This is a genomic window from Mesorhizobium sp. B2-4-15 (assembly GCF_006658505.1).
Classification (GTDB): domain Bacteria; phylum Pseudomonadota; class Alphaproteobacteria; order Rhizobiales; family Rhizobiaceae; genus Mesorhizobium.
Genome location: NZ_VFUZ01000001.1, coordinates 355,176 through 376,504 on the forward strand (window position 1 = coordinate 355,176; position 21,329 = coordinate 376,504).

Here is a 21,329-nt window from a genome sequence, read left to right on the forward strand (position 1 = left end):
CGCGATGTCTGAGAGCCGCCCCCCGCTTCCGCCCTTCACCGCTGAGACTTCTGCGCTGAAAGCGCGCATGGCGGAGGATGCGTGGAACTCGCGTGACCCGGCACGTGTCGCGCTCGCCTATACGACCGACAGCCGCTGGCGCAACCGCTCCGAGTTCCTGCAGGGCCGCGATGCGATCCAAGCTTTCCTGACGCGCAAATGGACACGTGAACTCGACTACCGGCTGATCAAGGAGGTCTGGGCGTTCCACGGCAACCGCATCGCCGTGCGCTTCGCCTATGAATGGCACGACGACAGCGGCTCCTGGTTCCGCAGCTATGGCAATGAGAACTGGGAGTTCGACGAATACGGGCTGATGCGCCTGCGCATTGCCAGCATCAACGACCTGCCGATCAGCGAGGCCGACTGCAAATATCACTGGCCGCTCGGCCGCCGCCCGGACGACCATCCAGCATTGTCTGAACTGGGGCTTTAGAGCAACTCCAGGAAGTCTGGAAACCGTCTTCCGTCCAGAGTTGCGTCAATTGCCGCAAGCTCCGTTGGGGCCAAGGAGGCTTTCGATGACCGCGCATGCATTCATCAGCGACGTCGCCTTTACGCCGACGGTCAAGGCGATCCAGGCGCGCAAAGGGTCGCGCCAGTCTTACGCCCGAGTCGAGGAGCGCGGCGGCTGGCAGGCTGATATCACGCCGGACCTTGCCGCCTTCATCGAAGCGCAGACCAGCGTGTTTCTGTCGACGGCCAACGGCGATGGCCAGCCCTACATCCAGCATCGCGGCGGGCCGGCGGGGTTTCTCAAGGTGCTGGACGAGAAGACGATCGGCTTCGCCGATTTTTCGGGCAACAGGCAGTTCATCACGCAGGGCAACCTAGCCGACAACCCACGCGCCTTCCTGTTCCTGATCGACTATATGCTGCGCCAGCGTATCAAGGTCTGGGGCACGGCTCGAGTCGTCGAAAACGATGCCGAACTGACGGCGAGGCTGATGCCGCAGGATTACAAGGCGCGTCCCGAGCAGGTCATCCTGTTCACGGTTTCGGCCTGGGACGCCAATTGCCCGCAACATATTCCGCAGCGTTTCGAGGCAGCGGATGTGGCGGCGGCACTCGGCGAACGGGACAGGCGTATTCAACAGCTCGAGCAGGAGGTCATGCGCCTGAAGGCGTCGAAAGGGAGAGACGAAGCGTGATGATGCAGCGCCGAGGGCTCAGCCGCCAGCCGCGGTCTCGGCCAGTGCGAGGCCGTCGGGCGTCTGCTTCACCGGTACGATGCCGCGTGCCAGCGCCAACAGGTATTTGTTGTACTCGGTGAACAGCACGCGCAGGGCCTGCGGCTTGGTCAGCCAGCCACCATTGTCGAGATTGGCATTGACCACCGGATAAGGTTCCAGCTTGGCGCCATGCAGCAACCGGCCCATTTCCAGCAGGCTGCGCGGCATATGGTAGTTGTTGGTGACGAGGATCACCGTGTTGTAGGCATGGCTTTCGACCCATTTGGCGCTTTCCTCGGCATTGCCGATCGTGTCGAGCGCGGCGCGGTCGATGTCGACGCAGCAGGAAAACAGCTTCTTGTCGCCACCGGTCGCGGCCTGCAGCTGGCGACGGCTGGCGGAAGGGTGCACGCCACTGATCAGGAGACGCTCGCCTTTGCCGGACGCCAGCAGGTCCATCGCGGCGTCGAGGCGGGACTGGCCGCCGGTCAGCACGATGATGGCATCGGCCTTGGCCGGGTTGGCTGGCGTGGTCAAGTGGCTGACCTTGTTGGCAAACCAGCCGAAGCCGCCGGCAAACAATGTTGCGAGGATCAGGAGGGAGAGGGCGGAGGCACGCAGGGCGCTCCGTAAACGGCTGACCCTGCCGTGGGCGCGCGAACGAGCCACCACCGGCATCTGTCCAACCGTTCCGGTCGAATCCCGCACGTCCATAGCCATATGGTTAATCCCGAAATGCGGCCTTTGGTAGGTAAAAGTCGCACTTTGCGTTACGCAAATTCTCCATCCGTGATCGTTCTGCGTTCATCCCGGCCGTCGGCCCAAAAAACGCGTCCCCTTTTTCATGCATCGGGTTGGCGAACGTCGATGTCGCTGAGATAGGCCACGACGGTGGCATGCGAGGTCGCCGCCGTCAGCGCGCCGATCACCAGCACCATCATGACCACCCCGAGATAGCCCGCCGAGCCGATGGCGAAATTGCCGAACAGGGCGGTTGCCTGATCGGCCTGGGGCGTCGCCATGTTGCGCGACGACCACCAGGAAAAGACGATGAAGACCAGCACCGCCGCCGCGCCGCCGGCGGCCGCGCCCTTCATGCCGGTGACCAGGAAATGCCGGCGGAATTCGCGCGCGATGAACCGCGCCTCGGCACCGACAAAATGCAGCACCTCGATGATGTGACCATTGCCGGCCATGGCGCCACGGGTTGCGAACACCACGGTCAGCACGGTCGCCGACAGCATCAGCGCCAGAACGGCGATGCCGATGGTCACCGTGGTGCGGGCCATGGCCACCAGCCGGTCGACCCAGGTGCGGTGATCGTCGAGCGATGCGCTCGGCAGCTTCGGGGCGATCGCGGCGCGCATGGCGGCGAAGTCGGGTGGGCTGTTCTCGTCGATGGTGACGATGATCAGGCGCGGCACCGGCAGGTCGTCGATGTTGAGGCCCGAACCCAGCCACGGTTCGAGAAGCCTTGCCGTGGCTTCGCGGTCGATGATCTTTGTCGACTTCACGCCGGGGAATTCGCCGGCGATCCGCGAGGCTTGGACAAGGGCGGCCTCCATGTCGAGGCCATCGACCGGTTTGATCTGGATCGTCGCCTCGCGCGAGATCTGGTTCTCCCAGACCGAAGCGGTGTCGCGCACCAGCGTCACAGCGCCGAAGGTGAGGCAGGACAGGAAGGTCATGATGGCGATGACCAGGATCAGCGCGCGGCCGGCGATGTTCTGCGCCGGCACGATCGGCGCCATCCGGCGCTGGGAGCGCGGCCTTGCCTCGCTCACCTCGGCGTCACGGTCTTCCAGGTGTTCGGCGGACAGCTCAGTCATAGACATCCAGCCTTCCGCCGGCCAGGATCATGCGGCGTGCGTCGACCTGTTCCATCAGGCCAAGATCGTGCGTGGCGATGACCACGGCGGTGCCGAGACGATTGAGCTCGATGAACAGCCGCAGCAGTCGGCGCGCCAGCGGCGGATCGACATTGCCGGTCGGCTCGTCGGCGAGCAGGATCTCGGGCTGTTCGATCAGGGCGCGCGCGATCGCGGCGCGCTGCTTCTCGCCGCCCGACAGGACCGGCGGCAGCACATGCATGCGCTCGCCCAGCCCCACCCATTTCAACAGTTCGGTGACGTCGGTGCGGTAGCTCGCTTCCTCGCGCCCGCGCACGCGCAACGGCAGCGCGACATTCTCATAGGTCGTCATGTGGTCGAGCAGGCGAAAGTCCTGGAACACCACGCCGATACGGCGCCTGAGATGCGGCAGTTCGGTGCGCGAGATGCGCGAGCGGTCCTTGCCGAAGATGGTGATCAGGCCGCGCGTCGGTTTCAGCGACATGAAGAGCAGGCGCAGCAAGGTCGTCTTCCCGGCGCCCGAAGGGCCGCTCAGGAACTGGAAGGAGCGCTCCGGTATATGCAGGGAAATGTCGCGGAGGATTTCCGGACCCATGCCATAGCGGAGGCCGACATTTTCGAAGCGAATCAATTTCGATGACCTGAAATTCCTAGAGCATGATGCCGAAAAGTGTGAAGCGGCTCTCGGACGACATCATGCTCCACCTCTTTGCTCTGCCGGCGGCGAGCCGGCCCATTCTGGGAAAAGACCATCGGCCGGCATGGTTAACCGGCGGTTAATTTCTATGCTCTTTCGGCGCGTCACGAGGGCTCCGGTGGGGAAACGTTAACCATTTGTGTTTACGCAAAAGAAACGAAAAGCGAACAGGTGCAATACTGGGCCATGACGGCTGACGAGCGAACCGCGCGCCCGGTTTCCGGCGAAATCATGACCGATCCGCTGGCAATTGCCGTGGCGGACCGGATCGTGCGCGGTCCGGCGCCCGATATCGTCGATGCCGATTATGTCGTGATGCCGCGGACAGTCGCGGCCACGCAAGCCAAACCACCGCAGCCGCGCCCGATTGTCACGCCGCCCGTGGAGGGCATGGATATGCTACGCAAGCCAGAGGCGCCGGCGGAGCGGCCGCCGGCCTCGCGCGGCGGGCCGATCTTCTGGATCGCCGGCATCGGCGCCGCCCTTGCCGCCTTCTGGATCTCCGGTGGGCATGCGCTGGTGCGCCAGGCGCCGCTCCTGACCGGCGCGCAAGCTTCGGCACTGACCATTTCAGGCGTCACCTCGCGGGTCGACGCCTCCGGCGCGAACCCTGTGCTGTTCGTCGATGGCGAGGCCGCCAATGACGGGACGGGTCCGGCGACCCTGCCGCCGCTCGAAATCCGGGTGACGGGCAATGACGGGCGCACAACCCGCTATACGTTGGGGACATCCGGCCACGCGCTGGCCTCGGGCGAAAGATTCGGCTTTGCCAGCCGGCTCGACGTGCCTAAGAACGGCGTAAGAACCGTTTTGGTCACTTTCGCCGAGTAGGCGATCATCGGGAAGGCCATCAATGCCCATCGTACGCAACAAGGACATCGAAGTCCTGTTTTCGGCATCGGCGATCGCGCGGCGCAATCTCGAGCTCGCCAAGGAGATCGCCGAGCACGACTACCATGATCTGCTGGTGATCTCGGTGCTGAAAGGCTCGTTCGTCTTCGCGGCGGACCTGATCCGCGCCATGCACGATGTCGGCCTGTCGCCGGAGGTCGAATTCATCTTCATTTCCAGTTACGGCGCCGGCACCACCAGTGGCGAGGTGAGGGTGCTGCGCGACATCGACAACGAGGTTGCCGGCCGCGACGTGCTGTTGATCGACGACATCCTGGAATCGGGCAAGACGCTGACCTTCACGCGCGACCTGATGCTGTCGCGTGGCGCCAGGAGCTGTTCCATCGCCGTGCTGCTCGACAAGCGCATGCGCCGCCAGACAGCGCTCAATGCCGACTATGTCGGCTTCGACTGCCCCGATTATTTCGTCGTCGGCTACGGCATGGACGTCGCCCACGCGTTTCGCGAACTGCCGTTCGTGGGTGTTGTGAAAGGCGATGCGTGAGGCCGGTGCATCGCACCGTCGAATTCTGAAAAAGGTCTTAACGGCGCCAGGAAAATTAGCCCGGTCGAGCGCCGGGGCTTTCAGGAAAAGTCAACTTTTGCCCGCCAAATATGCCGGCATGGCAAAGCTTCTGATCGTCGAGGACGATGAGTCCGTCCGCACCCTCGCAGCCCGCGCACTCGAACGCGCCGGCCACGAAATCGATATCGCGGCAGATGGTGCTCAGGGCCTTTCGCTGATCCGGGCCGCGAATGGCGCTTACGACCTCGTCGTCTCCGATATCCGTATGCCGGAGATGGACGGCATCGAGATGGCGATCGCGGCGGCCGCTCTTTTCCCGGCGATGAAGATCATGCTGATGACCGGCTATGCCGACCAGCGCGAGCGCGCCGAGGAACTGAACGGCATCATCCTCGATGTCGTACAGAAGCCGTTCACACTGGCCGAGATCCGTTCTCGCGTGGATAAGGCGCTGATCTGCTTCGCCTGATCAGGCAGGATCGGTGGCGGCGAGCGCGGGTGCAGTGCTCCGGCGTCGCCCCGCGTTGAGCGCCAGCAGGCCGGCGCCGATGATGAGGGCGGCACCGATCACGGTGGTCGGCCGGGGTACTTCGGCGAAGAACAGAAAACCCCAGAGCGGCGACCACAGGATGCCGGTATATTCGAAGGTGGCGACGCGGTTGGCCGGTGCCAGCCGGTAGCCCTGCGACAAAAGGATCATGCCGGCCGACGCGACGAAACCGCAAGCGGCCATCTTGAGGAAATCCGGCAGCATCGGCCATATCCACGGCCGCACCAGAAACTCCAGGCTTGGATGAACGGCGTGGGTTACGCCGGCAAGATGAAACGCGCCGGCAACCAGGGCGGCGCCGGCGAGATAAGCGCCGTTCTGATAGAAGGCCATGACCGTGGACGATTCGGTGTCGCCGATCTTGCGCGTCATCAGCTGCGAGAAGCCGTAGAGCGCCGCCGAGCCCAACGACAACAGCGCTGCCCCGTCGAACAGCCCGGCGCCGGGCCGCACCATCACGACTACGCCGAGCAGCCCGATCAGTACGGTCGCCAGCGTCTGCCAGGAGACGCGCTCGCCAAGATACGGTCCGGCCAGCGCCATGATGAACAGCGGCGCCATGAAATAGAGCGCAACGGCGTCGGCCAGCGGCAGGGCGGCGATGGCCAGATAGTACATCGTGTAGGAGGTGAACTGGATGAAGGCACGCACCGTCAGCAGGCCGAACCGTTTCGACAGGATCGCCCGCAGGCCGACATCGGCGTGGACGAGAACGATCAGGATAGGCAAGGCGACGACCGAACGGATCGCCATCACCTCGGTCACCGGGTAACCGCTCGACACGGATTTGACCAGCGGGTCCTGCAGCGAAAAGACCAGCACACCCAGACACAGGCTCAGGATGCCACCCACCATCCTATTGTGCATCTGCGTTCAGGCTCCTGCGCGTACGATCCGAAGCGTCCGACTCCGGATCAAAAAGAACCCGCCACCGTTTCGGGCAGCGGGCACGAGTGAGGACTCTTTAGATTGGTCCGCGGCTGGTTTGGCAGCCGCATATCCAATGGGTGAGGCGACTATCGTTCGGCGTTTGACATGTTGCAAACGAATTGGAATGATACCAGCAATCAAATTTTCTCATGGCGGATTTCCATGCGGCCGACCCTCGACAGCGATCTCCTGCGCACCTTCGTGGCCATTGCCGAGGTCGGCAATTTCACCAAGGCGGCGGAGCAGGCGGGCCGCACCCAGTCGGCCGTGTCGATGCAGATGAAAAAGCTTGAAGGACTGGTCGGCGACAGCCTGTTCGAGCGCGGTTCACGTGGCGTCGTGCTGACGCGGCGGGGCGGCGAACTCATCGTCAATGCCCGCCGCATCGTCTCGCTGCTCGACGAGACGGCGGCGTCGATCGCCGCGGCGCCGCTGGGCGGGCCGGTGCGCATCGGCATTCCCGAGGAATATGGCCTCGCCATCTTGTCACGCGCGCTCGGCGCGTTTTCGAAACGCCACGCCCAGGTCGAGGTTACCGTCCGCTACGCGCATTCGGGGGCACAGATCGCGGCGCTCGCCGCCGGTGAACTCGATCTGTGCGTGGTGTTCGAATGGCAGGATCCGTCCGGCGGCGAGGTGCTGATGCACGATCCGACCGTCTGGGTGACCTCGAACCTGCATCACATGCATGAAGAACGTCCGGTGCCGATCGCCCTCTACAACCGGGCAGGCTGGTGCAAGGACTTCGCCATCAAATCGCTGGAGCAGCGCGGCCTTGCCTATCGTGTCGCCTATACGAGCGACACCAATGGCGGGTTGAAGCTTGCCGTCACCTCGGGGTTGGCGATCGCGCCGATTTCGCGCAGCAACATTCCGGACGGCTGCCGTGAGTTGTCATCCGTCGATGGGTTCGGCGCCATCGATTCCTCGAATGTGGTGATGCATCGCAACCCGAACGCATCCGGCGAGGCGATCGACGGCATGCAAGAGGCGATCCGGGAAGCGTTCAGGCAAGGTGTCTGAATGCTTCGGCCGACCGCCGCCGCTTCGCGTCCTCTGTTGTCCGTCCTGACGGAAAGGTGTCAGGAGCCGCATGATAGAAAGGCCCATCGCCAATTGGAGAATGATGAATGATCATCTTCTACCACAACCCCTGGTCACGTGCCTCCGGCGTCCATTGGCTGCTTGAGGAACTCGGTGTGCCGTTCGAATTCTCGCGCGTCGACATCCGAGCGAAAGAGGGCGTTCCCGAATCCTACCGGGCAATCCAGCCGAACAAGAAGGTGCCGGCCATCGACCACGATGGCACCATCATCACCGAACGCGCCGCGATAACCATCTATCTCGCCGATACCTTCGCCGAAGCCGGCCTCGCGCCCGCCATCGGCGATCGTGCACGGGCCACCTATCTGACCTGGCTGGTCTATTCGGATTCCGTCTTGGATCCAGTGGTGGCCGCCAAGGCACATGGCAAAGAATTCATGGGCAGCCGCTATTCCTACGGGTCCTTCTCCGAGATGGTTGCCAATCTGGAGAAGACGCTTTCGTCGCGGCCGTATATCGCCGGCGACAAGTTTACGGCGGCAGACACGCAAATCGGCAGTGGCGTCCATTTTGCGACAAACGTGCTGCGCGTGCTGCCCGAGCGTCGGGTCTTCCGAGCCTATATGGATCGCCTTGCCGCCCGTCCGGCATTCCAGCGCTATTCGCGAAGGGAATATGAGATGGCGCAGTCGGCCGGAATGCTCGACAGCCGCTGACGGCTTCTTCCGCTTCAGGATCCGTCTTGATGGAAATGCAGCCGGTTGCCGAATGGACCGGCGACCACCTCGCGGGTTTTCCGTGGTGTTTCTTGAAGGACGGCCCGGGCCGGATGGAGGGCGACGATTCCCATAGCGGTCAGCGTTCACGGAAATGCCGACCCGCTCCATCTCTTTTGCTGTTGACGCAATTCCGGACGGAAAACGGTCTCACACTTTTTCTGGTATTGCTCTACTTCAGCTCCAATAGCCGTTCGAGATAGCTGCGCTCGATATCGGGGCTCAGCGCATTGCCGAGCCGCTTGCGGATCGCTTCCAGTATCTGACGGGCACGCTGGACGTCGATCTCGTCGGGCACTTTCACCGAATCGCCGAAATCGGGGCCTTGGCTGGCGCGTGGCCGGCCGAGCGGATCGCGGTCGGCATTCTGCTGGCGGCCGCCTTCCTGGCTGCCGCCCTGGTCGCCCTGCATGGCCTGCATCTGCTTCATCATGTCCTTGGCGCCCTTGCGCAGCGCCTCAAGCGCCCGGCCCTGGTGACCGACCGCCTCGTCGCCCTGGCCTTCGCCGAGCGCCTGCTCGGCGCTGCCCATGGATTTACCGGCCTCGCCAAATCCCTCGTTGGGCTCCATGCCCATGCCTTCGAGGCCCTTCTTCAGCTGCTCGAGATCGCTTTTCAGCTGCCCCTGGCCTTCCTGCAACTGCTTCAGCGCTTCGGCGAATTCCTGCGGCGTCATCGGCTTTTGCCTGGAGCGCGGATCCTGGTTTTGGCCGAGACCCTGCCTGTCCTGATTCTCGCCACTGCCTTGTCCAAGCTGCTCGTCGGGGGTCTGCCCGCGCGGGCGCTCGCCGCGCTGCATCTGGTCCATGCGGAAAGTATCGTTCATCATCTCCTGCTGGCGCCGCAGGATCTCGCCGAGCTTGTCCATCTGCTGGCGCATCTGGCTGTCCTGCTCGCCGCCCTGCTGCTGACGGCCGGCCTGGAGATTGTTCATCATGTCCTGTAACTGCGACAGCAATTGCTGCGCCTTGTCGCGGTCGCCCGACTTCGCCAGGTTCTCGATCTGGTCCATCATGCGATCGATGTCGCTCTGGCGCAGTTCCTGGCCGTTCTGCTGCATTTGCGGCGCATTCGGGTTCTGCTTGGCGCGTTCGGCGAATTCCTGCAGGAACTGGTTCATCGCCTCACGCAGTTCCTTCATCGCCTTCTCGATTTCCTGGTCGCTGGCACCGTTCTTGATGGCGTCCTGCAGCGCCTGCTGCGCTTGGCGCAGCCGCTTTTCGGCGGCCGAGAGATTGCCCTCCTCGATACCGAGCGCGATTTCCCAGAGATAGGCGACCTCGCCGCGCAGCTGATCGTCGTTTTCCGCCAGCTTCAGCCGGCTACGCGCGCTCATGATGGCGAGGTAGTGGGACATGGTGTCGAATGTGTCTTCCGGCCGCAGCGTGATGGCGTCGATCAGGTCGAGCACGTGCGGCTTGGCATTGGCGTCGAGCGCCAGCAGGCGGCGCTGTTCGATCACCGCCCGCGCCAACGGATTGGCGAACGGCCGCTCGGGCATTACCAGCGTCTTGGTCTCGCTGGACGCGGTGTGTCCGGCGTCGTCCGTGGCGACCAGCGTCAGCCTGATGCTGCTGCCGGCCCAGACATGCTCGGTCAGGTCCTTCGTGGTCCTGGCGGCATTCGACTTGCCGCCGCGGCGCGGCAGCGTCAGCGGCATATCGGGTGGGCCATAGAGCGGATGCGCACCCGGCGCTTGCGGATCGGCCAGCGCGAAGACCGCCTTGGCGGTGGCGGCGCCATAGTCGTCGTCGATCTGGTAGTTGAGTTCGAAAGCGCCATTGGCGGCGCGCTTGGGCTCGCCGACGAAGCGGATCTGCGGCGGCTTGTCAGGGATCACGGCGAAGGCCCAGCGGCCGAGTTCGTCCCCGCCCGATTTCAGCGTCAACGTGCCGTCGCTCGTCAGCTTGCCGGTGAACTGGCGCACCTTTGACGGCACCGCCGGGCTTGTGGCCGGCTTGGCCGAGGCGGCCTGAGGGCTGGCCGGATCGATGCTGCGCGCGCTGCCATCCTTGTCGGCATAGGCAAGCGTTTCCTCGCCCGAGCCACCGGTGACGCGCAAGGAGACGTCGCTGCCCTCGGGGACATGAAACGTCGGCGTCGCCTGGTTGGCATCGGCGGTCAGGAAGATCGGCGGCTTGCCTGTATAGGCCGGCGGCGTCACCCAGGCGTCGATGCGCGGCGGTAGGGCGTCGTGCATGCCACGGGCGCTGAACCCGTCGCCTATTCGGCCACCCGTCGGCCCGAAGGAGAAGGCAAAGGCGGTGACGAGCAAAAGTGCGGCTACAGCGCGCAGCGCCCAGGGGTCGCGCTCCGGCACCCGCGTGCGCGGCACGTCGGCGCCGAGGCTGTCGAGCTTTGCGGCCATGCGCTTCTGATGCTCGCGCCAGAGCGCTTGCGAGAAGCTGCTTTCCCGGCCGCTTGGCCGGTCGGACTGCGTCAGGACGGGGCTGTGCAGCAGGTTGTTGGCGGCCTCGATGCGGCGGTCGACCTCGGCGGCACCGGGCACGCGGAAGAAGCGCAGTGGATAGAGTGCCGCAAGCCCTGCCAAGCCGAATGCGGCGACAAGGCCGATGCGTACTGCATCCGGCAGCCGGGAGAAAATGCCGAACCAGGAAGCACTGAGGAACAGGCAGGCGACGATGACCAGCGGAAGCAGCAGCGGCCAACCGCGCTCGACCACCATCGAGACCCGCGTCGCCAGCCGGCTCAAGGCCAGGCGTCCGGCCAGTCCGCGATTGCTGCTGAAGGTGGGTCGTTCCGTCATCGGCCCTTCCAAGAGCGTCCCTCCCGTAACGAACCGGGATGGAGCCCCATCTCGTTGAGCATGATCTGTTGTCGAAACCCGGAGTCCACTTTTCGGGATCATGCTGTGGGCCGGGCAGGATAACCCAAGCCTCACGAGTCGAAGAATACCAGCAAACACGGCAAAGACGAGGCGGTTTGAAAAAAGTGAACCCGGCCGAAATGGTTGCGCTCAGAAATTGGCCGGGTTTGCGTTGGCGCCGCAGACGAGCACGGCGACCCGTTCGCCCGATGCTGGCGTGTAGCGCCCGGACAGGATCGCGGCGAAGGCCGCGGCACCTCCCGGCTCGGAGATGATGCGCACCCGGTTCCACAGCGCCTTCTGCGCGGCAATGATGTCGTCGTCGCTGACCAGGATGGAGCGCTCGACGAAGGCTTCGGCGATCGGGAACATCATTTCGCCGACGCGCTTGGGCGCCAGGGAATCGGCGGCGATGCCTTCCGCCGGCGCGTCGACAGGATGCCCGGCCTCGAAGGCGCGATGAAGCGTCGGCGCGCCCTCGGGCTCGACGGCGACGATGCGGATGCGGCCGGCATACCAGGCGGCGATGCCGCCGATCAGGCCGCCCCCGCCGACGGCGACCAGCAGCGTGTCGATCTCAGGCAGGTCCTCCTCGATCTCGAGCCCGAGCGTGCCCTGGCCGATCAGCGTTTCCTCCTGGTTGAAGGCATGGATCTGCAAGGCGCCGGTTTGCTCGGCGAAGCGTTCGCTGGCGGCCAGTGCCTCGGCATAGCGCGCGCCGCCGACGACCAGGTCGGCGCCATAGCCGCGAATGCGCTCCAGCTTCGCCTGTGGGCTCACTTCGGGAACGAAGATGGTCGCCTTGTGGCCGAGCCGCATGGCGGCGTAGGCGACGGCGGCGCCATGGTTGCCGCCCGAAGCGGCGACGACGCCGGCCTCGGGAATCGGCCGCTCCAGAAGATTGGTGAAGGCGCCGCGCGCCTTGAACGAACCGGAATGCTGCAGGCATTCCAGCTTGAGGTCGATCGCCAGGGGCGGGCGATCGAAATCGGCCATGTCGACGCGCAGCACCGGCGTGTGGCGCACATGGGGTCGGATGCGCGGTTCCATCGCGGCAATGCGTTCGCGTGTAACGGTGTTGTCTGACATGGTTCTCTCCCCTATCGGGCAGGTCTTGGGTAGGGCAGGTCTTTGGGCTATTTCAGCCAGCCGGGCACCGAATCCAGCCCGATCAGGTCGTCATAGGTCAGGCGCGGGCGCACGACGTGGAAACGGTCGCCGTCGACCAGTACCTCCGGCACCAGCAGGCGGGTGTTGTAGGTGCCGGCCTGCACGGCGCCGTAAGCGCCGGCGGTGGACACGGCAACGAGATCGCCGGCCTTCAGCCTGGGCAGGTCGCGGTCGAGGCCGAGATAGTCACCGGTCTCGCAGACCTGGCCGACCACGTCGACCATCATGCGCGGCGTGTCGGCCGGCGGCTGCACGACCGGCCTGATGTCGTGGAAGGCATCGTAGAGCGTCGGCCGGATCAGGTCGTTCATGGCGGCGTCGACGACGAGGAAGTTCTTCGCGTCGCCTTCCTTCACGAAGATCACTTCCGAGACGAGGATGCCGGCATTGCCAACGATCAGCCGGCCCGGTTCGAACATCACCTTCAAGCCCAGCTTGGCGACGTGCTTCCTGACGATCTCGGCATAGGCGTCGGGCAAAGGTGGCGGGCTGTTGTCGACGCGATAGGGAATGCCGAGGCCGCCACCGAGGTCGACATGCTCGATAGCATGGCCATCGGCGCGCAAAGCGCCGACCAGGTCGACCAGCAGGGCGAAGGCGTCGTCGAAGGGCTGCAATTCGGTGATCTGGCTGCCGATGTGGGTGTCGATGCCGGTGACCTTGATGCCCGGAAGCGTTGCGGCGCGGGCATAGACCTGGCGCACCCGCTGCCATGGAATGCCGAACTTGTTCTCGGCCTTGCCGGTGGAGATCTTCTTGTGGGTTCTGGCGTCGACATCGGGATTGATGCGCAGCGAGATCGGCGCCACCTTGCCGAGCGCCGTGGCGCGGGCCGACAGCAATTCGAGCTCGGGTTCCGACTCGACATTGAAGCAAAGAATGCCGGCTTCGAGGGCGAAGTCCATTTCGCGCGCGGTCTTGCCGACGCCCGAGAACAGGATCTTGCCAGCCGGGATGCCCGCGGCCAGCGCCCGGCGCAATTCGCCTTCCGAGACCACGTCCGCGCCGGCGCCGAGCTTGGCCAGGGTCCGCAGCACGGCCTGGTTGGAGTTGGCCTTCATGGCGTAGCAGACAAGCGCGTCGAGCCCGGCAAAGGCCTGGGCGAATACCCGGTAGTGCCTGGTCAAGGTGGCCGTCGAATAGCAGTAGAATGGCGTGCCGACCTGAGCGGCGATATCAGGGATTGCCACGTCCTCGGCATGGAGCACGCCGTCGCGGTAGTCGAAATGGTTCACGAGAATGGTTCCGGAAAGTTGGAGCACGACGACATCGGGTTTGGAAGACCTGACCCGATCCCATCGGCTCTAGATCAGCGGATCGAGAATGAACTTCTTGTCCCGGACCGGTTTTTCCGGCTCCGGCGGCAGGGGCTGTTTGGCCCTCTCGGCATCCTTGCGCGCCTGAACGGCCGCCTCGTAGGGCGTGTCGAGGCCGGCCTTGCGGCCGCAGGCGGTCACGGAGGCAAGAGCCGCCAGAAGCGTCAGCGTCACCAAAATCCTGCTTCCGGTCATCGATCCATCCGTCCGAAACGTTTGCCAGCCGCCGCTTTTAGCCGAGTTCTCAGCGCATTGCACCCCGGATATTGCTGATCGCAACATCCGGATATTGCTCGTCGCAATATCCGGCATCACGCCTTGGCGATGCGCCTTTTCCAGGCGCGGATCTGCTTCCTCACCTCCGACGGCGCCGTGCCGCCGAAACTGGTGCGGCTCTTGACCGAGTTCTGCACCGCCAACACCGAGAAGATATCGGAAGTAATTCCGGGGTTGATCGACTGCAGGTCCTCCAGCGACAGCCTCTCCAAGCCCACCTTATTCTCCTCGGCCAGCGCCACGGCGCGGCCGGTTACATGATGCGCCTCGCGGAAGGGCAGGCCGAGCGTGCGCACCAGCCAGTCGGCAAGGTCGGTGGCGGTCGCGTGGCCGGAGCCGGCGGCCTTCTTCATCGCCGCTGTGTTGACCGTCATGTCCGAGACCATGCCGGTCATGGCCGCCAGCATCAGGTCGAGCGTCTCGGCGGCGTCGAACACCGATTCCTTGTCTTCCTGCATGTCCTTGCCATAGGTCAAGGGCATGCCCTTCATCACCGTCAGCAGGCCGACCAGATGGCCGTTGACGCGTCCGGTCTTGCCGCGCACCAGTTCGGCGGCGTCGGGATTCTTCTTCTGCGGCATGATCGAGGAGCCGGTGGAGAAACCATCCGACAGCCTGATGAAGCCGAACTGCGGCGTCGACCAGATGATGATCTCTTCGGCCAGCCGCGACAGATGCGTGGCGCAGATCGCCGCCAGGCTCAAGAATTCCAGCGCGAAATCGCGGTCGGAAACGCTGTCCAGCGAATTGCGCATCGGTTCGCGGAAGCCAAGCGCCCTGGCGGTCTGGTGGCGGTCGATCGGGAAGCTGGTGCCGGCAAGGGCGGCGGCGCCCAGCGGGCTTTCATCCATCCGTTCGATGGCGTCGCGTACGCGCGACAGATCGCGCGAAAACATCTCGACATAGGCCATGCAGTGATGGCCGAACGTCACCGGCTGCGCCGCCTGCATGTGGGTGAAGCCCGGCATCACGGTCGCCGCATGCTCCTCGGCCCGATCCAGCAATGCCCTGATCAATCCTTTCAGCGCTTCGGCGACGCGAAAACACTCGTCCTTGACCCAGAGCCTCAGATCCACCGCCACCTGGTCGTTACGCGAGCGCGCGGTGTGCAGCCGGCCGGCAGCCGGACCGATCAGGTCGGCGAGGCGAGCCTCGACATTCATGTGGATGTCCTCCAGCTTGGTCGAGAACTCGAAGGTGCCGGCCTCGATCTCTTTCAGAATCGTGTTCAGCCCGTGAGCGATTTTTTCTTGATCGGCCGCCGAAATAATGCCCGTTTGCGCCAGCATCTCGCTGTGAGCGATCGAACCTCTGATGTCCTGCGCGTAGAGCTTGCGGTCGAACGAGATCGACGCGTTGATCGCTTCCATGATCGCGGCCGGACCCGAGGCAAATCGTCCGCCCCACATCTGGTTGCTGGTCTTCTTGTCGCTCATCGCTATAAACCCGTGCTTCGGAGCAGTTTTGAGAAAATGGCAGACGGAAACAGATTTTTCCCGGCCCCGCGCCTGATCCTCGCCGCCCTGGTGGCGGGAGTGCTGGCCGGCGCGGTCGCGGTATATGTCAGCGAGAGCCGGTCTGGCAACAACGCACCAGCGCAGGTGGCCGCCAGCAATGGCAACGACGTCGCCTGCGCCGCCAAGAGCGACCGCGCCAAGAAGATCGCGGCCGCGGCCACGGGCGAGGTCGCGGCACTTTTGCCCGCGGATCCGCCGCAATCGATGAAGAGCCTCGCCTTCAAAGGCCCCGACGGCAAGCCGATGACGATTGCCGACCATGCTGGAAAGACGGTGCTGCTCAACCTCTGGGCCACATGGTGCGCGCCTTGCCGGGCTGAAATGCCGGCGCTCGATGCACTGCAGAAGGAGAAAGGCAGCGACGCGTTTCAGGTCGTCGCCGTCAATGTCGATGCCGGCGACGATGTGAAGCCGAAGAAGTTCCTCAAGGATACCGGCGTCCAGACCCTCGGCTACTATCGGGACTCGACCATGACGCTTTTCAACGACCTCAAGGCGCGCGGCCTGGCGCTCGGCCTTCCGGTCACCATGCTGATCGACGGCGAAGGCTGCCTGATCGCCCACATGAACGGTCCGGCCGAATGGTCGGGACCTGACGCCAAGCGGCTGATCGAGACGGCTCTGGGATCGTGAGCAAGAAGCTAGGCTGAGCGCACGCTTGGCTTGAGCAATACAAGGTTGCCGTCCTGCTGGTCAGCGGCGCGCACCGGAGTATGCTTGCCGTTGCCGGTCAGGTCGTCGAACGCCTCGATCGGCGCCGGTTTGCCAAGATAGTAACCTTGGCCGATCTCGCAGGGCTCCGCGTCCAGGAACTTCAACTCGCCAAGCGTTTCGACGCCCCCGCCAGCACAGGCATGCCGAGCCCACGTCCCAGCCTCAGCACAGCGCGCACGATTGCCGCGAGCTGGCCGTTCGTGCGTCAGCTGCTGCACCAGCAGCATTTCATCATCCATTTAGCCGGCTAATCATGGTGATCCGTCTTGGGCTTTACGTCCACGACGATCACCCTGGCTCCCTAAGCCGCCGGTGTGACACTTTCATGCCGGCCAAGCCGCCGAGGGGAAGGAACGAACAGCTGTGCAAAGGCCTGGGAGCCACAACAGAACTGTCACATACCTTCTCTAAGAGAGCGGGCAAGGACTTGCGCAAGACCCTTGTCACCAGTCATTCAAGAGGGAAAAACCATGACCATGATCAAGCGGGGCCTCGCTGCCCTTGCCGTCGGTGCGCTCGGTACCGCGCTGGCGATGCCTGCCTTTGCAGAACCGGTAAAATTCGATTTCTGGTTCGGCCTTTCGGGCGACCTCGCCCGCGTCGTCGACACGATGTGCAAGAACTTCAACGAGTCGCAGAAGGACTACGAAGTCGTCTGCACCAGCCAGGGCAATTACGACGCCACGCTGCAGAACACCATCGCCGCCTTCCGTGCCGGCAAGCAGCCGACCATCGTCCAGGTCTATGACGTCGGCACCGCCACCATGATGCTGTCGGGCGCCTACAAGCCCGCCGACAAGCTGATGGAAGAAAACGGCTACAAGATCGATTATGCCGACTATTTCCCCGGCATCGCACGCTACTATGCCACCTCGAAAGGCGAAATGCTGTCCTTCCCGTTCAATTCCTCGACCGCGCTGATGTACTGGAACAAGGACGCCTTCGCCAAGATCGGCAAGACCGAAGCGCCGAAGACATGGGAAGATGTCGGCGCCGACCTCAAGGCGATGAAGGACGCCGGCTACGAATGCCCGATGGCGATCAACATCTCGGCCAACGAAAGCTGGCAGTTGATGGAGCAGTTCTCCGCGATCCACAATCAGCCGATCGCCACCAAGAACAATGGCTATGACGGGCTCGATGCCCGCCTGGAGGTCAACAAGACCAAATTCGTCCAGTACGTCACCGACCTCAAGAAGTGGTATGATGCCGGCCTGATCAAGATCAAGTCGAAGGACCTCGGCCAGGACATGGTCCAGGCTTTCGCCTCCGGCACCTGCCAGATGATCCTGACCTCCGTCGGCGACCACGGCACCGTCGGCAGGACCCAGAAGGAAGGCATGAAGTGGGATGTCGCCGAACTGCCGGTCTATGCCGGCACCGCGCGCAAGAATTCGCTCGTCGGCGGCGCTTCGCTGTGGGTGCTCTCCGGCAAGTCGGACGCCGAATACAAGGGCGCGGCCGCCTTCCTCAACTTCATCCACGACCCCAAGACCGCTTTGTTCTGGTCGACCAATACCGGCTACATCCCTGTGACCAAGTCGGGCTTCGACTACATGAAGGCCGACGGCTTCTACGACAAGGCGCCCTATAAGGGCCGTGAAGTCGCGATCGCCAGCCTGACCGCCTCGGAGCCGACCGAAATCACCCGCGGCGTGCGCCTGGGCAACTTTACCCAGATCCGCGCCGAGTTCGGCACGCAGATGCAGGCGATCTTCGCCAACAAGGTCAGCGTCCAGGAGGGCCTCGACACGCTGGTCAAGAACGGCGACGCCATCCTCGATCGCTTCCAGCAGACCTATCCGGGCAAGACCCTGCCCTGATAGCCGAATGCCAAAGGCCGCCCGTGCTCCGAGCGTGATCACTTCCGAAAACGGTTTCCACTTTCGGGATCATGCTTGGGTCGACGGGCGGCCGTTTCGCATATTAATCTCACCCTTGCTCCAAGCTAGCTGTGAAGCGGCATCGACGGACCGATGGAAAAACGCGTTACCTTCAGCAGATCGACGATCGGCATCCTGTTCGCGGTGCCGCAGCTCCTTCTGATCTTCACGTTCTTCTACTGGCCGGCAGGCCAGGCCGTGTACTGGTCGCTGACGCTGCAACAGCCCTGGGGCGGCGGCAATATCTGGGTCGGGCTCGACAATTTCCGCTCGATCCTGGCCAACGCCGATTATTGGAACTCGATCACCGCCAGCCTTGTCTTTGCGGGGATCAGCACCGGCCTTGCGATGTTCATTGCGTTGGTGCTCGCCGCCTTGACCGACCGCCAGCTCGCCGGCTCTCGCCTCTATCGCGTGGTGCTGATCTGGCCCTATGGCATCGCCGCGCCGGCGCTGGCGATGGCGTTCCGCTTCATCCTGGCGCCGGAGGCCGGCTTCATGGCAGTCGTCAACCAGGTCTGGCCCGGTTTCTGGGACCCCGGTCTTGACGGCGCCGATGCCATGGCTTCGATCATCGTCGCCTTCTCCTGGAAATATGTCGGCTACAACTTCATCTTCTTCCTCGCCGCCTTCCAGGCCATCCCGCGTTCGCTGATCGAGGCGGCGGCGATGGATGGATCCGGCGTCATCAGGCGCTTCCGGGACATCCAGTTCCCGCTGATCACGCCGACGATCTTCTTCCTGCTGGTCATCAACATCACCGAAAGCTTCCAGGATTCCTTCGGCATCGTTGACATCATGACCGCCGGCGGTCCCGCAAACGCGACCAACCTGATGGTCTACAAGATCTATTCCGATGGCTTCAAAGGCCTCGATTATTCGGGCGCCGCCGCGCAGAGCATCATACTGATGCTGCTCATCATCGTGCTCACCATCTTCCAGTTCCGCTTCATCGAGCGGCGCGTGCACTACAGGTGAGATAGATATGGTCGAGCGCACTCCGTTTCTCAATTTCTTCACGCATCTGATCCTGTTCGTCGGCTTCGTCTTCTGCGTCGCCCCATTCGCGGTCGTGGCGATCGCCGCGTCGCACAACCTCAAGGACGTCAACGACGTGCCGATGTCGCTGCTGCCTGGCAGCGACTTCTGGATCAACATCAGGACGGCCTGGACGACAGCCGATCTCGGTCCCAAGCTGTTGAACAGTTTTATCATGGCTGCCGGCGTGGCGGCGGGCAAAGTGATCATCTCGGCGCTCACCGCCTTTTCGATCGTCTATTTCCGCTACCCCGGGCGCACGTTCATCTTCTGGCTGATCTTCGTCACACTGATGCTGCCGCTCGAAGTCCGCATCGTGCCGACCTACGCGGTCGTCGCTAATGTGCTGTCGCCCTACCAGGCCATCCTCGATGTGACGGGCCTGAGCTGGTTGATCGAAAAAGTGTCGGGCGTACAGGTCTCATTCAGTCTCGGACTGCTCAATTCCTACACCGGCCTGATCATGCCATTGATCGCCACGGCCACCGGCACGTTCCTCTACCGCCAGTTCTTCCTGACGGTACCCGATGAACTGACCGAGGCCGCGCGCATGGACGGCGCCGGCGCATTGCGCTTCTTCATCGATATCCTGCTGCCGCTGTCGCGCAACAACATGGCCGCGTTGGGTACCATCATGTTCCTATGGGCCTGGAACCAGTATCTATGGCCGCTGCTTATCACCACCGACCAGTCACATGCGACTGCGGTTACCGAGTTGAAGCAGCTCATCCCCAATGTCGGCGGCGCGCCGGAATGGCACATCGCCATGGCGGGCACGCTGATCGTCATGCTGCCGCCGCTGATCGTGGTGGTGCTGATGCAGCGCTGGTTCGTGCGCGGCCTGATTGCCACCGAGAAATAACAGGAGACAGGAAATGGCCTCCATCGCAATTCGCGGCGTCAAGAAGAACTACGCCAAGACGCAGGTCGTGCACGGCGTCGACCTCGACTTCGCCTCGGGCGAATTCGTCGTCATCCTGGGACCGTCCGGCTGTGGCAAATCCACGCTTCTGCGGATGATCGCTGGCCTGGAAGAGATTTCCGACGGGACGATCGCCATCGACAATACGGTCGTCAACAAGCTCGAGCCGCGCGAGCGTGGTTGCGCCATGGTGTTCCAGAACTACGCGCTCTATCCGCATATGAGCGTCGCCCAGAACATCGGCTATTCGCTGAAGGTCGCCGGCGTTCCGGCGGCCGAACGCACCCAGCGTATCCAGGCAGTGGCGCGGGTCCTGGAGCTCGAACATCTGCTCGACCGCAAGCCGATGGCGCTTTCCGGCGGCCAAAGGCAGCGCGTCGCCATGGGCCGCGCCATGATCCGCGAACCGAAAGTGTTCCTGTTCGACGAGCCGCTGTCCAATCTAGACGCCAAGTTACGGGTCCAGATGCGCTCTGAAATCCGCAAGCTGCACCGCCGGCTCAACGCCACTTCCGTTTTCGTAACCCACGACCAGGTCGAGGCGATGACGCTTGCCGACCGGCTGGTGGTGATGAATGCCGGACGCGTCGAGCAGGTCGGCACGCCCGGTGAAATCTATACCCGGCCCGCCAGCCGCTTCGTCGCCACCTTCGTCGGCGCGCCGGCGATGAATATCCTGGAAGGCACCGTCGAACTCGACGGGTTGTCGCTGCTCGGCGGCAGCCGCCACCTGACGATCGCCCGCGCCGGCTTGCCGGTCGGCTCGAAGGTCGCGATGGGTGTCCGGCCCGAAGCCGTACGGCTGGTGGCGCCGGGCACCGCCGGCGCGCTCAACGCCACCGTCGACCTCGTCGAGGAACTGGGCGCCGGGAGGGTCATCTATGTCGATCTCGACGGCGCGCCGTTTTCGGTGATGACATCGGAAGCCGTGCACCCGGAGCCGGGCAGCACGGTCGGCCTGAAGCTTTCGCCCGACGACATGCATTTCTTCTCGCCGGAGACGGGAAGCCGCCTCGATGTCTTCAAGGCGTCCATTCCCGAGCCGGCACTCTGATTTGCGAAACGTCATCACCGCCGTGACGGATCCGGCTCTCCGGCGGTGGCCGATCTGCTCGGGTCGAGCCCGGTAAACGCTTCAACGACTGATCTTGCCACTGCACGCCCGGCGCGGCGCCATCAAGCTTTCAGCCG

21 protein-coding genes and 1 pseudogene are annotated in these 21,329 nt (G+C 63.6%); 12 read left to right on the forward strand and 10 right to left on the reverse strand.

From position 1 onward, the window contains the following. The first annotated feature begins 4 nt into the window (after window positions 1-4). Complete coding sequence (locus tag FJ930_RS01845) at window positions 5-475, forward strand: DUF1348 family protein (RefSeq protein WP_141834136.1); 471 nt, start codon at window positions 5-7, stop codon at window positions 473-475. Between the two features lie 85 nt (window positions 476-560). Next, on the forward strand, window positions 561-1,190 hold the full coding sequence (locus FJ930_RS01850) for a pyridoxamine 5'-phosphate oxidase family protein (RefSeq protein ID WP_141834139.1): 630 nt from the start codon (window positions 561-563) through the stop codon (window positions 1,188-1,190). An 18-nt stretch (window positions 1,191-1,208) separates the two neighbouring features. Here the strand turns inward: FJ930_RS01850 and FJ930_RS01855 are convergent, their stop codons facing one another. The 3 genes from FJ930_RS01855 to ftsE all read right to left on the reverse strand — a co-directional run bounded on the left by FJ930_RS01855 (window position 1,209) and on the right by ftsE (window position 3,692). Continuing rightward, a complete protein-coding gene (locus FJ930_RS01855; RefSeq protein WP_141834142.1) occupies window positions 1,209-1,931 on the reverse strand; it encodes a YdcF family protein in 723 nt (240 codons plus the stop codon). A 122-nt stretch (window positions 1,932-2,053) separates the two neighbouring features. After that, window positions 2,054-3,040, reverse strand: a complete 987-nt coding sequence (locus FJ930_RS01860) for an ABC transporter permease (RefSeq protein ID WP_141834342.1) — start codon at window positions 3,038-3,040, stop codon at window positions 2,054-2,056. Further along, window positions 3,033-3,692 (reverse strand): cell division ATP-binding protein FtsE, encoded by a 660-nt coding sequence (gene ftsE / locus FJ930_RS01865; RefSeq protein ID WP_027041732.1) that lies wholly within the window; start codon window positions 3,690-3,692, stop codon window positions 3,033-3,035. Before ftsE ends, FJ930_RS01860 begins: the two co-directional genes overlap by 8 nt. A gap of 252 nt (window positions 3,693-3,944) precedes the next feature. Between ftsE and FJ930_RS01870 the strand changes: the two genes are divergently transcribed. The 3 genes from FJ930_RS01870 (at window position 3,945) to FJ930_RS01880 (ending at window position 5,644) form a co-directional block, all read left to right on the forward strand. Further along, entirely contained in the window at window positions 3,945-4,589 is a 645-nt protein-coding gene (locus FJ930_RS01870) for a hypothetical protein (protein ID WP_141834145.1), read from the forward strand. A gap of 22 nt (window positions 4,590-4,611) precedes the next feature. Beyond that, window positions 4,612-5,154 (forward strand): hypoxanthine phosphoribosyltransferase, encoded by a 543-nt coding sequence (hpt, locus tag FJ930_RS01875; RefSeq protein WP_140613087.1) that lies wholly within the window; start codon window positions 4,612-4,614, stop codon window positions 5,152-5,154. Between the two features lie 118 nt (window positions 5,155-5,272). After that, window positions 5,273-5,644, forward strand: a complete 372-nt coding sequence (locus FJ930_RS01880) for a response regulator (RefSeq protein WP_141834345.1) — start codon at window positions 5,273-5,275, stop codon at window positions 5,642-5,644. On the opposite strand, the gene FJ930_RS01885 is transcribed toward FJ930_RS01880, so the two are convergent. Next, the gene (locus FJ930_RS01885) at window positions 5,645-6,592 is read right to left on the reverse strand and encodes a DMT family transporter (protein ID WP_141834148.1); all 948 of its coding nucleotides are present in this window, start codon (window positions 6,590-6,592) and stop codon (window positions 5,645-5,647) included. A gap of 225 nt (window positions 6,593-6,817) precedes the next feature. Between FJ930_RS01885 and FJ930_RS01890 the strand changes: the two genes are divergently transcribed. Further along, window positions 6,818-7,678: a LysR substrate-binding domain-containing protein gene (locus tag FJ930_RS01890; RefSeq protein ID WP_140742794.1), complete on the forward strand. Its 861-nt coding sequence runs from the start codon at window positions 6,818-6,820 to the stop codon at window positions 7,676-7,678. A 107-nt stretch (window positions 7,679-7,785) separates the two neighbouring features. After that, the gene (locus FJ930_RS01895) at window positions 7,786-8,415 is read left to right on the forward strand and encodes a glutathione S-transferase family protein (protein ID WP_141834150.1); all 630 of its coding nucleotides are present in this window, start codon (window positions 7,786-7,788) and stop codon (window positions 8,413-8,415) included. Between the two features lie 232 nt (window positions 8,416-8,647). On the opposite strand, the gene FJ930_RS01905 is transcribed toward FJ930_RS01895, so the two are convergent. The 5 genes from FJ930_RS01905 to argH form a co-directional block, all read right to left on the reverse strand. Then, complete coding sequence (locus FJ930_RS01905) at window positions 8,648-11,242, reverse strand: TIGR02302 family protein (protein WP_141834154.1); 2,595 nt, start codon at window positions 11,240-11,242, stop codon at window positions 8,648-8,650. A gap of 210 nt (window positions 11,243-11,452) precedes the next feature. Then, a complete protein-coding gene (locus tag FJ930_RS01910) occupies window positions 11,453-12,391 on the reverse strand; it encodes a threonine/serine dehydratase (RefSeq protein ID WP_141834157.1) in 939 nt (312 codons plus the stop codon). 47 nt (window positions 12,392-12,438) lie between these two features. Next, window positions 12,439-13,707: a diaminopimelate decarboxylase gene (gene lysA, locus FJ930_RS01915; protein WP_141834160.1), complete on the reverse strand. Its 1,269-nt coding sequence runs from the start codon at window positions 13,705-13,707 to the stop codon at window positions 12,439-12,441. 69 nt (window positions 13,708-13,776) lie between these two features. Then, entirely contained in the window at window positions 13,777-13,983 is a 207-nt protein-coding gene (locus FJ930_RS01920) for a lipoprotein (protein WP_140613079.1), read from the reverse strand. A gap of 116 nt (window positions 13,984-14,099) precedes the next feature. Beyond that, a complete protein-coding gene (argH, locus tag FJ930_RS01925; protein WP_141834163.1) occupies window positions 14,100-15,500 on the reverse strand; it encodes an argininosuccinate lyase in 1,401 nt (466 codons plus the stop codon). 36 nt (window positions 15,501-15,536) lie between these two features. On the opposite strand from argH, the gene FJ930_RS01930 reads away from it, so the two are divergent. Beyond that, the gene (locus FJ930_RS01930; RefSeq protein WP_141834167.1) at window positions 15,537-16,214 is read left to right on the forward strand and encodes a TlpA disulfide reductase family protein; all 678 of its coding nucleotides are present in this window, start codon (window positions 15,537-15,539) and stop codon (window positions 16,212-16,214) included. 8 nt (window positions 16,215-16,222) lie between these two features. On the opposite strand, the pseudogene FJ930_RS01935 reads toward FJ930_RS01930, so the two are convergent. Then, a pseudogene (locus FJ930_RS01935) lies at window positions 16,223-16,497 on the reverse strand (EAL domain-containing protein); the annotation flags it as partial. 268 nt (window positions 16,498-16,765) lie between these two features. On the opposite strand from FJ930_RS01935, the gene FJ930_RS01940 reads away from it, so the two are divergent. From FJ930_RS01940 to FJ930_RS01955, 4 genes are all read left to right on the forward strand, one after another. Then, window positions 16,766-18,118, forward strand: a complete 1,353-nt coding sequence (locus FJ930_RS01940; protein ID WP_141834170.1) for an extracellular solute-binding protein — start codon at window positions 16,766-16,768, stop codon at window positions 18,116-18,118. Window positions 18,119-18,271: 153 nt separating this feature from the next. Beyond that, window positions 18,272-19,156 carry a sugar ABC transporter permease gene (locus FJ930_RS01945; protein WP_141834173.1) on the forward strand — a complete coding sequence of 295 codons (885 nt, stop codon included), beginning with the start codon at window positions 18,272-18,274 and terminating at the stop codon, window positions 19,154-19,156. Between the two features lie 7 nt (window positions 19,157-19,163). Continuing rightward, the gene (locus tag FJ930_RS01950) at window positions 19,164-20,078 is read left to right on the forward strand and encodes an ABC transporter permease subunit (protein ID WP_141834175.1); all 915 of its coding nucleotides are present in this window, start codon (window positions 19,164-19,166) and stop codon (window positions 20,076-20,078) included. A gap of 13 nt (window positions 20,079-20,091) precedes the next feature. Continuing rightward, window positions 20,092-21,192, forward strand: a complete 1,101-nt coding sequence (locus tag FJ930_RS01955; RefSeq protein WP_141834178.1) for a sn-glycerol-3-phosphate import ATP-binding protein UgpC — start codon at window positions 20,092-20,094, stop codon at window positions 21,190-21,192. The last annotated feature ends 137 nt before the right edge of the window (window positions 21,193-21,329 follow it).